Origin of the sequence: Exiguobacterium flavidum (assembly GCF_003344535.1) — a bacterium.
GTDB lineage: Bacteria > Bacillota > Bacilli > Exiguobacteriales > Exiguobacteriaceae > Exiguobacterium_A > Exiguobacterium_A flavidum.
The window spans coordinates 174,767-187,756 of record NZ_QPKS01000005.1 but is presented as its reverse complement, the minus strand read 5'-3'; the positions used below and the strand labels follow the sequence as shown (position 1 = coordinate 187,756).

12 protein-coding genes are annotated in these 12,990 nt (G+C 53.9%); 10 read left to right on the top strand and 2 right to left on the bottom strand.

All coding sequences use genetic code 11. The features are described 5' to 3' along the window. The first annotated feature begins 3 nt into the window (after positions 1 to 3). From DFG60_RS06690 to DFG60_RS06670, 5 genes are all read left to right on the top strand, one after another. Positions 4 to 1,197, top strand: a complete 1,194-nt coding sequence (locus DFG60_RS06690; protein WP_114570967.1) for a pyridoxal phosphate-dependent aminotransferase — start codon at positions 4 to 6, stop codon at positions 1,195 to 1,197. Between the two features lie 5 nt (positions 1,198 to 1,202). Next, positions 1,203 to 2,501, top strand: a complete 1,299-nt coding sequence (asnS, locus tag DFG60_RS06685) for an asparagine--tRNA ligase (protein ID WP_114570966.1) — start codon at positions 1,203 to 1,205, stop codon at positions 2,499 to 2,501. Between the two features lie 81 nt (positions 2,502 to 2,582). Next, positions 2,583 to 3,158, top strand: coding sequence for a DnaD domain-containing protein (locus DFG60_RS06680; RefSeq protein ID WP_114570965.1), 576 nt, complete (start codon positions 2,583 to 2,585; stop codon positions 3,156 to 3,158). Between the two features lie 5 nt (positions 3,159 to 3,163). Continuing rightward, positions 3,164 to 3,814 (top strand): endonuclease III, encoded by a 651-nt coding sequence (nth, locus tag DFG60_RS06675; protein ID WP_114570964.1) that lies wholly within the window; start codon positions 3,164 to 3,166, stop codon positions 3,812 to 3,814. Then, positions 3,814 to 4,173, top strand: coding sequence for a YpoC family protein (locus tag DFG60_RS06670; protein WP_114570963.1), 360 nt, complete (start codon positions 3,814 to 3,816; stop codon positions 4,171 to 4,173). The genes nth and DFG60_RS06670 overlap by 1 nt, the downstream gene beginning before the upstream one ends. Positions 4,174 to 4,211: 38 nt before the next feature. Here DFG60_RS06670 and DFG60_RS06665 read toward each other — a convergent pair whose 3' ends face one another. Both DFG60_RS06665 and DFG60_RS06660 read right to left on the bottom strand, forming a co-directional pair. After that, positions 4,212 to 5,123: a DUF3800 domain-containing protein gene (locus DFG60_RS06665; RefSeq protein ID WP_114570962.1), complete on the bottom strand. Its 912-nt coding sequence runs from the start codon at positions 5,121 to 5,123 to the stop codon at positions 4,212 to 4,214. 191 nt (positions 5,124 to 5,314) lie between these two features. Then, entirely contained in the window at positions 5,315 to 5,608 is a 294-nt protein-coding gene (locus DFG60_RS06660) for a DUF1798 family protein (protein ID WP_114570961.1), read from the bottom strand. A gap of 79 nt (positions 5,609 to 5,687) precedes the next feature. Between DFG60_RS06660 and recU the strand changes: the two genes are divergently transcribed. The 5 genes from recU to DFG60_RS06635 all read left to right on the top strand — a co-directional run bounded on the left by recU (position 5,688) and on the right by DFG60_RS06635 (position 12,988). Beyond that, positions 5,688 to 6,314: a Holliday junction resolvase RecU gene (recU, locus tag DFG60_RS06655; RefSeq protein ID WP_114570960.1), complete on the top strand. Its 627-nt coding sequence runs from the start codon at positions 5,688 to 5,690 to the stop codon at positions 6,312 to 6,314. An 8-nt stretch (positions 6,315 to 6,322) separates the two neighbouring features. After that, entirely contained in the window at positions 6,323 to 8,899 is a 2,577-nt protein-coding gene (locus DFG60_RS06650) for a transglycosylase domain-containing protein (RefSeq protein WP_114570959.1), read from the top strand. A gap of 92 nt (positions 8,900 to 8,991) precedes the next feature. Then, entirely contained in the window at positions 8,992 to 11,253 is a 2,262-nt protein-coding gene (locus DFG60_RS06645) for a DEAD/DEAH box helicase (protein WP_114570958.1), read from the top strand. Further along, positions 11,250 to 12,431: a ribonuclease H-like domain-containing protein gene (locus tag DFG60_RS06640; protein WP_114570957.1), complete on the top strand. Its 1,182-nt coding sequence runs from the start codon at positions 11,250 to 11,252 to the stop codon at positions 12,429 to 12,431. Before DFG60_RS06645 ends, DFG60_RS06640 begins: the two co-directional genes overlap by 4 nt. Beyond that, positions 12,428 to 12,988, top strand: a complete 561-nt coding sequence (locus DFG60_RS06635) for a DUF1273 domain-containing protein (protein ID WP_114570956.1) — start codon at positions 12,428 to 12,430, stop codon at positions 12,986 to 12,988. Before DFG60_RS06640 ends, DFG60_RS06635 begins: the two co-directional genes overlap by 4 nt. Positions 12,989 to 12,990: the final 2 nt, after the last annotated feature.

The following is a 12,990-nucleotide window of genomic DNA, read 5'->3' as shown; positions in this document are numbered from 1 at the left end:
GACATGCTGTCGAAACGTGTTAGACAACTTGCCCCATCTACGACTCTCGCAATCACTGCGAAAGCGAAGGAACTTCGCGAACAGGGAGAAGACATCATCGGACTCGGAGCTGGCGAACCGGATTTCAACACGCCTGATTTCATCATCGAGGCAGCATTCGAGGCAGCAAAAGCCGGAGATACGAAGTACACGCCGTCTGGCGGGACGGTCGCGCTCAAGGATGCGATCATCGAGAAGACGAACCGTGACCTCGGTCTCACGTACGAACGAAATGAAGTGATGGTCGCTTCAGGTGCGAAACACGCACTTTCGACGCTGTTCCAAGCGATCCTCGACCCGGGCGAGGAAGTTATCGTCCCCGCGCCATACTGGGTCAGTTATCCGGAGCAGATCAAGTTGAGCGATGGCGTCCCTGTCATCGTCGAGACGACGGAAGAGACGAACTTCAAGCTGACGCGGCAACTGCTCGAATCAGCAATCACCGGAAAGACGAAAGCCCTCATCCTCAATTCTCCGTCGAACCCGACCGGTATGGTCTATACGGAGGAAGAGCTGCGTATGGTCGCGGAAGTCGCGAAGGCGAACGACATCCTCGTCATCAGTGATGAAATCTATGAAAAGTTGCTTTACGGGAACGCGACGCACATTTCGATCGCGACACTTCCTGATATGCGGGACAGAACGATCATCATCAATGGCGTCTCGAAATCCCATGCCATGACAGGGTGGAGAATCGGTTACGCTGTCGGTCCGAAGCAAATCATCGGTGCGATGACGAATCTCGCCAGCCATTCCACGTCGAATCCGACTTCGATCGCGCAGGCCGCATCCGTCGCTGCATATGCTGCAGGTGACGAGCCGGTAGAAGCGATGCGGAAGGTGTTCGAGGAACGCCTCGAGCGCATCTACGTGCGTCTCGTAGAAGTTCCGGGATTGACTTGCCTGAAACCAGAAGGAGCGTTCTACTTATTCCCGAATGCTACGAAAGCGGCTGAATTGTCCGGTTATCCGTCCGTCGACGAATGGTGCACGGCGGTACTTGACGAAGCGAAGGTCGCCTTGATTCCGGGATCCGGATTCGGCGCGCCGAATTACGTCCGTCTGTCCTATGCGACGAACCCCGAGCGTGTGCTCGAAGCGCTTGATCGCATCGAAGCGTTCATCAAGCGAAAAAGCAGTGAAATCAAGAAAGGATGACTATTGTGAAATCAACGATCAGAGACGTACATAAGCATGCAGGCAAGGAGGTCACGATCGGTTGTTGGCTCGCCAACAAGCGTTCGAGCGGGAAGATCGCATTTCTTCAGCTCCGTGACGGTTCCGGCTTCATGCAAGGTGTCGTCGTTAAAGAAGCTGTAGGCGAAGAGCTGTTCCAAAAAGCGAAGGGCTTGACGCAAGAGACTTCTATGTGGGTGACTGGTGTCATCAAAGAAGACGGCGGGCGAACTGCGCTCGGCCACGAGATGGAGATTTCGAACATCGAGGTCATCCACGAGGCGATCGACTATCCAATCACACCGAAAGCCCACGGAACCGACTTCCTGATGGACAACCGTCACTTGTGGCTACGTTCGAAACGCCAGCATGCGGTCATGATCGTCCGTAATGAATTGATCCGTGCGACTTATGAGTTCTTCAACGAAGAAGGGTTCGTCAAAATCGACCCGCCGATCCTGACTGGAAGCGCTCCGGAAGGGACGACTGAATTGTTCCATACGAAATACTTCGAAGAGGATGCATACCTGTCGCAATCAGGGCAGCTGTACATGGAAGCGGCTGCGATGGCACTCGGCAAAGTCTTCTCGTTCGGGCCGACGTTCCGTGCCGAGAAGTCGAAGACACGCCGTCACTTGATTGAATTCTGGATGATGGAGCCTGAGATGGCCTTCTACGATCATGAGATGAACCTTCAAGTACAGGAGAACTACGTGACGCATCTCGTCAAGTCGGCGCTCAAGAACTGCCGTCCTGAGCTCGAGCTTCTCGGCCGCGATCTCAGCGTACTCGAGAAGATCGAAGCCCCGTTCCCGCGCATCCGCTATACGGAAGCAATCGAATTCCTGAAGGAGCAGGGCTTCGACGATATCGAGTTCGGCGATGATTTCGGTGCACCGCATGAGACGGCGATCGCGAACGCGCATGCCCGTCCGGTCTTCATCACGCACTGGCCGAAGGACATCAAGCCATTCTATATGAAGGAAGATCCGGAAAACCCAGGATTCGTCCTTTGTGATGATTTGATCGCACCGGAAGGATACGGTGAGATCATCGGTGGCTCGCAACGTGAGGACGATTATGAAAAACTCCTCACGGAGATGCGCGCCCACAACTTGGATGAATCGGATGCATACAAATGGTATCTTGAGACACGTAAATTCGGGTCGGTTCCACATAGCGGCTTCGGACTCGGTCTAGAGCGTACCGTCGCTTGGATCACCGGGGTCGAGCATGTCCGCGAGACGATCCCGTTCCCGCGTCTTCTCAACCGTCTCTATCCGTAACGATGACTGTCGGCCCGTCTTAGCGTCGGGCCGACTTGTCGTATATCACCTGAATGAGTAAGAAAGAATCGAGGAATTCCAATGGAACATCAATTACTGCGTGTATTCGAGGAAGGAACGGTCGTCCTGCCGAAGCGTCTCTTCACGGAGGCGAAACGTCTGGGCATCAGTTTCGTCGAATTCACTTTGATTTGCCAGTTGTTCGCCTGCAAGGCAGAAGGGGTGGAAATGCCGTCCCCTGATGAATTGAGCAACCGTCTCGGACTTTCTGAGACGGAGACGATCGAGACGACACTCGGCCTTCTTCAAAAGGGGCTGCTTGCGATGGAGAACATCAACGGAGCAGAACGTTATTCCCTCGTACCGCTCTATGAAAAGCTGCTCGCGCCACCTGAGCAGGAATCGCCGAACTTCGACTCGATCAATCCATCCGTCTTCCAGGCGTTCGAACGGGAGCTCGGGATGATGTCACCGTTCCAGATGGAGCAGATCATCCAGTGGCTGACGATCGAGCACATCTCTGAAGAACTCGTCCTGGCAGCGTTGCGGGAGGCTGTGTACCATAACGTCCGGAAGATGACATACATCAATCAGATCCTTCGGACGTGGGAGCGGGAAGGCATCAAGACGCTCGAAGACTTGGCGGAGAGAGGGTGAGCGGGATGCTGAGAAAAGCAGAAATCGAACGGATCGAGCATACGCTCGAGGAGATGTTCCCGGACGCCTTTTGTGAACTCGTGCATGCGAACCCGTTCGAACTCGTCGTCGCGGTCGCACTTTCAGCCCAAGCGACAGACGCGCTGGTCAACAAGGTGACACCAGCGCTGTTCGCCGCATATCCGACACCCGAGGCGCTTGCAGCGGCCGACGTATCGGAAATCGAGGAGAAGATCAAGCGGATCGGGCTCTTCCGCAACAAGGCGAAGAACATCAAGGCCCTTTCGGAGCGAGTCGTCTCGCTCCACGGGAGTGTAGTTCCCAATGACCGAACGGCGCTCGAGGCACTTCCGGGCGTCGGACGAAAGACGGCCAACGTCGTCCTGTCCGTCGCGTTCGGCGAACCGGCTTTTGCCGTCGACACACATGTCGAACGCGTCTCGAAACGCCTCGGCATCTGCAGGTGGAAAGATAACGTCACGGAGGTCGAGACGACCTTGATGCGTCGCTTCCCGCGCGAGCGGTGGTCGAAGCTCCATCATCAGTTCATCTTCTTCGGCCGTTATCATTGCAAAGCCCAGAAACCGAACTGTCCTGCCTGCCCGCTCCTCGACATGTGCCGGGAAGGGAAGAAGCGGATGAAGGGGCTCGCCTGATGCGTTATACGGATCGTCCGGAAAAGGACAGGCTGTCCTGGTATCCGCTCTTCATGGAGCTCGAACAGGAACTTGAAGTCGTCCGGGTGGCCTTCGCGAAACGGAAGCCACGCCTCGAAGAAGAGCGGTTCCGGCAAATCATCGACTCCGAAGTCGACATCCTGTTTTGGATAAACGGTCTTGAAAGCAGATCGACTGAGATTGACGAGCTTTTGACCAAACCTGTCAACGCCAGTGACAGAATTGGATTCCTTTATGAAAATCTTCACTTTTACACGTCCTTCGCTGCTTCGGAAGAGTTGCTTACGGAGCTTCACAAACTCTACCTGCGGCGAAAGGTGATTGAAAAATGGACATGAAAAGCCCGGAAAGCATATTGCCTTCCGGGCTTCTTCGTTCATCCGTTCCAAGGGGTGTCAGACCACTCGCGGCGCTTCTTCGTGATTGGCACCTTCTTGAACCCCCAGTTTCGGAAGTCCTGATCCGGGCTGTCACGACGGATGTAGATTTTGTCCTTGATTGCTTTGAAGATACGGTTTTCGTCCCCATAATGGACAAACCGCGGTTTCACCTCGATCACGCCTCGCCGCACGCGGGAGAGCGGGAGACAGACGAGATCAGCGATCTCAAGGCCAGATTGATACAGTTCGCTGTCCTTCTCAGCGAAGATGAATCCTTTGATTTTCTGTCGGCTCCGTTCGACGTCGAGATGGACCGTCCCGGAGTTGAAGATATCGAAGAACGCCTTCTGGATGAGAAGGTTCTGGTAATCATCCCGGCTCTCGAGGACGACCCGGGCGCTCGTCGCTTCCGTCTCTTCAAGGAAGGCGTAGAACGACTTCATCAGGTGGGCGAAGGCGACGACGTATGGATCCTTCGGAGTCGAGTAGAAGTCCTGCAACTTCTGCTTATCGACCTCCACGCTGACGATCGTACAGTCGATGTCGACAAGGAATTCCGGCAACGCCTGCCAAAAATGGCGGAGCATATCGATCGTGATGCCGTCTTCCTTCCCGTACGGATGTTCCGCCTTCAAAATCTCTTTTAGGTGCAACGGGATATGCGGATCTTCGAAGACATTCGATTTGAACTCCATCAGCCGCTTCCGCAGCGGACTCGGCTCGCCCGTCTCATCCGAGTCGATTGCATATTTGTACTCCATCAGCACGCCCGTCAGGTTGAACTGGGTGTTCCCCTTGGGAGTTCCTGTTTCATCAACGAACATGACATACTTTTTCGCCGTGTTGTTCGCAACCTTCAGGGTTCCTTTTGTGACAACATTTTTCAAGTGGTTGATCTCTTTATTCATCAAGGTGAATCCCTCCGACTGCACACTAACTGCACACTTTATTTTCGAGGTGAGGTCATGTTACGGATTCTCAAGCCGTGACCAAGCGAAACAGGCCGCAAAAAAAGCTTCACGAACGATTCGGATACCCCATTATAAGATACGACAAGTATACCAAGCATTCCTTCTTTCAGGAATAGCACCACGGGTAATCACTGCATGAGCTGATCGATATAGCGGACTGACTTGATCGTCTCGTTGAAGCGTTTCAGGCTGGTCTTCGGCTGAAAGGCCTGGACGGATAACTGCTTCAGCTGATCGACCGCACTCTCGACCATGTTCGTCCTCAGATAGGGGCTGTTCTGGGCATTGTGCTGCCACTCTTCGATCAGTCGATCGGCTCGTTCGACGAACGGTACGACATCCCGTGTGAAGTCATATTCCCTGCCGTCCCTGCCTTCCTTGTAGATGTTTTCGATTTCTTGAAGCAATGGTTCAATTGTCATCGATTCTCAACTCCTTCTCTCGCCCGATACGGTACAATCTTAGATAATGGTACAATAAACACGATCGGAGGGGAAAGAAATGAACTACCCGAATGGCAAAAAGTATCAGCGGCCGTCTGTGCTCGGCAACACGCCGATTCAATCTAAACGGACGAACTCGACGTTCTCGAACCGCGGAATGAAGCTCGAGAAGCTGATCGAGGAAAGTAATGCGTTTTATCTGACGCACAATCGGGCAATCATTCACAAGAAGCCTACTCCTCTTCAGATCGTGCAGGTCGACTACCCGAAACGTTCGGCTGCCGTCGTCAGGGAAGCGTATTTCAAACAGCCCTCGACGACCGACTTCAATGGCGTATACCGTGGAAGATACATTGATTTCGAAGCGAAAGAGACGAATAACAAGACGTCATTCCCCCTCAAAAATTTTCACCCCCATCAAATCGAACATATGCGCAATTGCGCCGGTCATGGTGGAATTTGTTTTGTCATCATTCGATTCAATCTGTATAATGTGCAATATGTGTTGCCGGTCGAGCATCTGTTCCCCTGGTGGGATGAGATGGAAACCGGCCGTAAATCGATTCCCCTCGCGGTAGTCGAAGCTCATGGTGAGAAGTTGGAGACAGGTGCGTTTCCGGCGCTCGATTATCTGAACGCCGTCGACGCCATCTATTTTAGAGAAACAGAAAGCTTGAAGGAGTAGGATAACATATGGAAAGAAGTCGTGTAGCACGCAGGGAACAGTCTAAGAACACTTCCGCGAAAGCGACGAAGCGTCCTAAGAAAAAGACAGGAGGCAAAGGTCCTTTTTGGAAGAAGCTTGCGCTGATCGGCGCGGTCGTCGCAGTCGTGTTCATGTTGATAGGCGGAGGTTTTGCAGCATATGCCGTCGCGACAGCACCGGAACTCGATGAGTCGAAGCTGCGTGACAGCTTGCCGATGCTCGTCTACGCACGGGATGGCGAACAAATCAAACAGACAGGCTCGAACCGGGAGTATGTTTCGATCGATGAGGTGCCTGACATCGTCAAAGATGCGTTCATCTCGATCGAGGACCGTCGTTTCTATCAGCATAACGGAATCGATTTCCGACGACTTGGCGGCGCGGTCATCGCGAACGTAACGGACGGATTTGGATCGGAAGGAGCATCGACGATCACACAACAGGTCGTCAAGATGTCATTCCTCAGCTATGAGAAGAAGGTCAGCCGGAAAGTGCAGGAGCAATGGCTCGCCATCCGTCTCGAACAAGAGTACACGAAGGATCAGATTCTTGAGATGTACTTGAACAAGAACTACTATGGACAGTCGTCCTACGGAATCCAAACAGCTTCGAAGGCATACTTCGACAAGACGGTCGACAAGCTGAACTATGCCGAGGCCGCGATGCTTGCCGGCCTTCCGCAACGGCCGACAGCCTACGATCCGATCAACGGGGATCCGAAGCTGACGAAATGGCGTCAGACACAAGTGCTTGACGCGATGTACACGACCGGAGCGATCACGAAGGCTCAGCGCGACAAGGCTGTCAAACAGCCGATTGCTAAGCTGATCAACCCTTCGAAGGATGTTGCGGAGAACGGACTGTATGACAATGTCATCTTCGACATGGTCTCACAGGAGCTCGAAGACGTGTTCGGCCTCGAGGGCAAAGATATCTATGGTCAAGGCCTCAAGGTGTACACGTCGATCGACAAGCCGATGCATGATTATATGAATGAAGCAGTCAAGAAGGACGAAATCGTCAAGATGCCGGAATTCGCCGAGGCAGCCGCTTCCGCAGTCAACACGAAAACAGGCGAAGTGCTTGCGATCGTCGACGGGAAGAATCCGGGCAGTGGAAAAAATCGGCGCAATTACGCGAAAGAGGCTCACCAGCCAGGTTCGACGGCGAAACCGTTCTTTGCATACGGTCCAGCAATCGAGAATGAGAAATGGTCGACAGCGGAAGTATTGACCGATAAGCCGACGGAAGTGAACGGTAAGGAAATCGGCAACTACTATGAGGGTTATCTTGGGACCAACACCATCCGCCACTGGCTGAAAATCTCAGCGAATACGCCAGCTATCCAGACGTACCAAGAAATCGGCGATGATAAGGTCCAGGCGTTCGCAGAAAAGTCAGGTCTCGCCCTGAAGAAGGACGAATCGATTTCCCCTGCCTATGCAATTGGTGGAGCATCATACGGTTTCAATACGACTCAGATGGCAGGAGCTTACGCGACGCTCGGTAATGGAGGGGACTACGTCAAACCTCACATCATCAAATCGATCGAATACAGTGACGGGTCGAAGATCAAGTCTCCAATCAAACCGAAAAAGGCGATGGAGGACTATACTGCGTACATGCTGACAGACATGCTGCGTGACGTCCTGAAGCCTGGCGGCACATTCCCTGACGCAGGACTTTCGTTCGATGCGGCCGGGAAGACAGGGACTACGAACGACAATAAGGATATCTGGTTTACCGGATACACTTCTGACGTGACGATCAGTGTCTGGACAGGAACGACAGATTCCGGCAACAATGGCGGATCGGGTCTCAGCCAGAACAGCAAACACGCACAGCAGATCTGGCGCGACTTCATCACGAAGACTCGGGACCGGACACCTGCTCCGTTCGAACAGCCGAACTCCGTCCTCAGCTTTGGCGACGAACTGTACGTCAAAGGTACGAAACAGCCAGAAGTTGAGAAGAAGGATGTCCCTGCACCGACAGGACTCCAAGCGACCTATGACGAGCCAAGCAAATCAGGTGAGCTGACTTGGAGTTATAATAACGAAGCAGCCCGGGCGAACGGTTATGAAGACGTCACGTTCCAAGTGACGGAAAAGAGTCCGAACGGCAAAGAGACGATCGTCGGAACGACTTCCGATACACGAGTCGCAATCCGCGATCTGGTCGAAGGTGTGACGACCTATTCCGTCGAAGCGATTGCTGACGGGGAGAAGTCAGGTTCCATCACGGCGACGGTCAATGTCGCTGGCGAGGAGGAGACGGTCGTCGAACCTGAAGAGGGTCAACCTGAAGAAGAACAGCCTGCTGAGGAGCAACCGGCTGAGGAGACCCCTGAAGACACGCCTGAAGACACGCCTGCAGAGGATGAAACTCAGCAGGATGATGGTCAGCAAGACGAAAATCAGAATGACCAGCAGGACGAGCAACAGAACCAAGATGATACTGAGGAACAGCCTGAAGGGGAAGCCTCTATCAATAAAAAAGATGAAAAAGAACGAGCGAGACAGATCGAGAAAGCGAAAAAGGAAGACCAGCAGGACGATCGATGATTCTCGGCAGGGGAGACGAGTGGCCGCAAGCGTATGCTTGCGGTCATCCCGTCTCTTTTTGTGTACAATGGAAGTTGGAAGGATGTGAGAGAATGAGGACGAAACGAACATTGTCCGCCTATCTCGAAGAATTGAAACAAGACCCCGCGTTCATGGAACGCGTCACCTATATGAAGACGATCGAAGCGAAGGAAGGGACGTATCTGCCATTTCCGCGTCAACTTCCGGAAAAGTTGCGCAAAGCGCTCCGCTCAAGAGGGATCGATCAGCTCTATACGCACCAGGCACTCGCCTTCGAACAAGTGACGGCCGGGAGATCAGCCGTCGTCGTCACCCCGACCGCATCCGGGAAGACGTATTGTTTTAACCTGCCTGTCCTGACGAAGATGCTTGAGGAGCCGAAGTCGAGGGCACTTTATATCTACCCGACGAAGGCGCTTGCGCAGGATCAAAACAGTGAATTGCTCGAGCTGATCGACACGCTTGACGCAGACATTCGATGTTTCACCTATGACGGGGATACCTCGCCGACGATCCGGACGAAGGTACGGACGGCAGGCAACATCGTCATCACCAATCCGGACATGCTCCATTCCGGTATCCTGCCGCATCATACGAAATGGATCGAGTTGTTCGAGAATTTGAAGTACGTCGTCATCGACGAGCTTCACACGTACCGGGGCGTCTTCGGCAGTCATGTCGCGAATGTCATCCGGCGCCTTCGGCGGATATGCCGCTATTACGGGAGTGATCCCGTCTTCATCATGACTAGTGCGACGATCGCGAATCCGCAGGAACTCGCTTCACGCCTGACGGAGCAGGAGGTCGAGTTGATCGATCAGAATGGTGCACCGTCCGGGCGCAAACATTTCATCGTCTACCAGCCCCCGGTCGTCAATGCGCAGCTCGGCATCCGCAGGTCAGCGACGCTCGAGACGAAACAGCTCGCGACCCGGTTCATCAAGAACAAGTTCCAGACGATCGTCTTCGCCCGCTCGAGGGTCCGGGTGGAGGTGCTGTTGACATATTTACGGAGTCTCGTCCGGCATGAACTCGGACCGAAGTCGATCGAAGGGTATCGCGGCGGGTACCTCCCGTCGGAGCGACGCCAGATCGAGCAACGCCTCCGTCGCGGTGAGATCACAGGCATCGTCTCGACGAACGCCCTCGAGCTCGGCGTCGATATCGGTCAACTGCAAGTGTGCATCATGAACGGTTACCCCGGCACGATCGCCTCATTGTGGCAGCAGGCTGGCCGTGCTGGACGCAGGCAGGATGATGCGCTGATCATACTCGTCGCCTCCTCAGGAGCACTCGATCAATATGTAGCAGAGCGCCCGGAATTGTTCCTTGATCAGTCACCTGAGTCGGCACGCCTCGATCCGAACAACTTAATCATCGCTGTCGATCACGTCAAATGCGCCGCGTTCGAGCTACCGTTCAAACGGGGCGAGCGCTTTGGTGATCTCGATACGGAGGACATCCTTGAATACCTCGTCGAGGAGCGGGTATTGAATGCTCGCGGCGAACGATATTACTGGATGAACGATGCGTTCCCGGCCCATGGAGTCTCCCTGCGTTCGAGCGACCAGGAGAACGTCGTCATCATCGATCAGACGGAAGTGCCAAACAGGGTGATCGGGGAGATGGATGTCTTCAGCGCGATGACATTGCTTCACGATGAGGCGATCTACCTTCATGGAGCTGATCAGTACCAAGTCGAGATGCTCGATTTCGAGGAGAAGAAAGCATATGTCCGTGCCGTTGATGTCGACTACTACACCGACGCGAACTTCTCCGTCGAGTTGACGGTGCTTGAAGAGGACGAGTCATTCGAGAGTGAAGGATATTCGGTCGCGCGCGGCGATGTCAGCGTCCGAGGTATGGCAACGATGTTCAAGAAAATCAAATTCGGTACACATGAGAACATCGGTTCGGGACCGATCCATCTGCCGGAGCGTGAAATCCATACGACGGGCGTCTGGTTCACGCTTCCCGAATCCGAATCGAGCACGCAGCTCGAACAGGTGTTGCAAGGTGTCGCGAACAGCTTGCGGCGGGTGGCACCTCTCTACTTGATGTGTGACGCGAGCGACGTCTTCGTCGTCCCCCAGGTGAAGGCGACGCATACGAGGCGACCGACCGTCTTCCTCTATGATCGGTACCCGGGCGGTGTAGGCCTATCGACCGCAATCTACAAACAGCGCGCAAGGATGCTGTCCGCTGCCCGGGACTCGATTGCGACATGCCCTTGCATCGGCGGCTGTCCGGCTTGTATCGGAATGGTCGGACTAGAGGATGAGAAAGAGCGCACGATAGCGATACTCGATGAAATGGAGAAGAGTCTGCGATGAAAAACAAGTTAAGACGGATGCTCGGGGCGACAGGCGGCACGAATGAAAAAACGATTCAGCCCGAGCGTCAAGAGGAATGGACGGAGGAGCAAGCCGCCTGGAGAGATCGGGGAGCTGAGATTCTGACGTTCGAGGAGGAATGGATCGTTCGGATCGACAAGCGTTTCGAACTCGAAGAGAGACATGGGAAGCGTAGTTTCAAGGAGGCGCATGATTCCCTGCAGTTACCGCATCCGCCGCTCGGTCTCGACGTTCCGCTCGACCGGATCATCTTTTTTGATACGGAGACGACTGGATTAAAAGGAGCAGGGACGACGATCTTTCTCCTCGGCTTTGCCCGATTTGAAGGGGATTCTCTTCTCCTGCGCCAATATTTCCTGCCGCATCCGCACTTTGAGGCGGCATTCTATCATCATTTCCTCGAGGATATCGGAGATGAGGTGAAGTTCGTCACATACAACGGTAAGAGCTTCGACTGGCCGCAGGTGAAGACGCGGCACGTGTTCGTCCGCGACCGGGTTCCAAAACTGCCGAAGGCTGGACATCTCGACCTACTCCACGTCTGTCGCCGCATGTTCAGAGGCCAGGAGGATTCCTTCCGGCTCGGTCGGATGGAGGAGCGAATCGGACATGAGCGTGAAGATGATCTACCTGGATTTCTCGCCCCGATGCATTACTTCCAGTACGTGGAACATCAAAAGCCGGAGATCATGGACGGGGTGCTCAAGCACCATGCGACTGATTGTCTGACCCTCGTCAGCCTGTATGACGAGTGCAACCGGCTTGTGACCCATCGGGAGGAGGCGCTCCCTGCAGTCCGCGAGAACATTGCGGTCTGGCTGGCGGACCTCAAAATCGATGATCAGTCTGTGAGCCACTTCGAACGGGCGTCCGAGCTGTCAGAATCGGGCTGGTTCCGCCAAGGACTGCTGAACAAACGCTTGAAAAAGCACGAGGAGGCTGCTGCGTGCTTCAAGAAAAGCGGAGGATTCCTGAGCTATATCGAACTTGCGAAGTACGCGGAGCACATTGCAAAAGATCCCGAGCTTGCTTATGATTATACTGAACAAGCCAGACAGCTGCTTGAACGGGGACACTTGCTCGCATCCCGCAAGGAGCGGCTGCTTCAGCAACTCGATCACCGCAGTAATCGACTGAAAAGGAAGTGTCGTTCATGAACGTTGTCGCTATTACAGGATACAAGCCGAACGAACTCGGGATTTTCGATCAGAAACATCCTGGTATCCCGGTCTTGAAGGCAGCATATCGTGAACGGATCATACGCTTGATCGAGGACGAGGGAACGAGCTGGTTCATCACGAATGGCAGCCCAGGTTGTGAACTCTGGGCGAGTGAGGTCGTACTTGATCTCAAGAAGGATTATCCGGATATCAAGCTCGGCATTCTCTTGCCGTTCCTAGAGCAAGAATCGAAGTGGAAGGAAGGCGTCCAAGCCTACTACCTCGACATCTTGAAAAGAGCCGATTTCGTCGAGGCGATCAGCCAAAAGCCATATGAGAACCCGTCTCAGCTTCGAAACAAGACGGAGTTCATGATTCAAAAGAGCAGTGGACTTCTCTCCGTGTTCGATGAGGAACACGGGGGATCAGCACGCTTCATGGTGGAACGTGCACGAGCGGAGTCCGAAAGATCCGACTATCGACTGTTTTTAATCACGCAAGACGATCTCTCGATGATCGAGCAGGACTTACGATACAATGACCAGTGGGAGTGAAT

Coding starts and splice junctions, on each gene's coding strand:
- DFG60_RS06670 (WP_114570963.1), top strand. CDS start 3,814: ATGCGTTATACGGATCGTCCGGAAAAGGACAGGCTGTCCTGGTATCCG.
- DFG60_RS06660 (WP_114570961.1), bottom strand. CDS start 5,608: ATGACAATTGAACCATTGCTTCAAGAAATCGAAAACATCTACAAGGAA.
- DFG60_RS06635 (WP_114570956.1), top strand. CDS start 12,428: ATGAACGTTGTCGCTATTACAGGATACAAGCCGAACGAACTCGGGATT.
- DFG60_RS06680 (WP_114570965.1), top strand. CDS start 2,583: ATGGAACATCAATTACTGCGTGTATTCGAGGAAGGAACGGTCGTCCTG.
- nth (WP_114570964.1), top strand. CDS start 3,164: ATGCTGAGAAAAGCAGAAATCGAACGGATCGAGCATACGCTCGAGGAG.
- recU (WP_114570960.1), top strand. CDS start 5,688: ATGAACTACCCGAATGGCAAAAAGTATCAGCGGCCGTCTGTGCTCGGC.
- DFG60_RS06640 (WP_114570957.1), top strand. CDS start 11,250: ATGAAAAACAAGTTAAGACGGATGCTCGGGGCGACAGGCGGCACGAAT.
- DFG60_RS06645 (WP_114570958.1), top strand. CDS start 8,992: ATGAGGACGAAACGAACATTGTCCGCCTATCTCGAAGAATTGAAACAA.
- DFG60_RS06665 (WP_114570962.1), bottom strand. CDS start 5,123: ATGAATAAAGAGATCAACCACTTGAAAAATGTTGTCACAAAAGGAACC.
- DFG60_RS06650 (WP_114570959.1), top strand. CDS start 6,323: ATGGAAAGAAGTCGTGTAGCACGCAGGGAACAGTCTAAGAACACTTCC.
- DFG60_RS06690 (WP_114570967.1), top strand. CDS start 4: ATGCTGTCGAAACGTGTTAGACAACTTGCCCCATCTACGACTCTCGCA.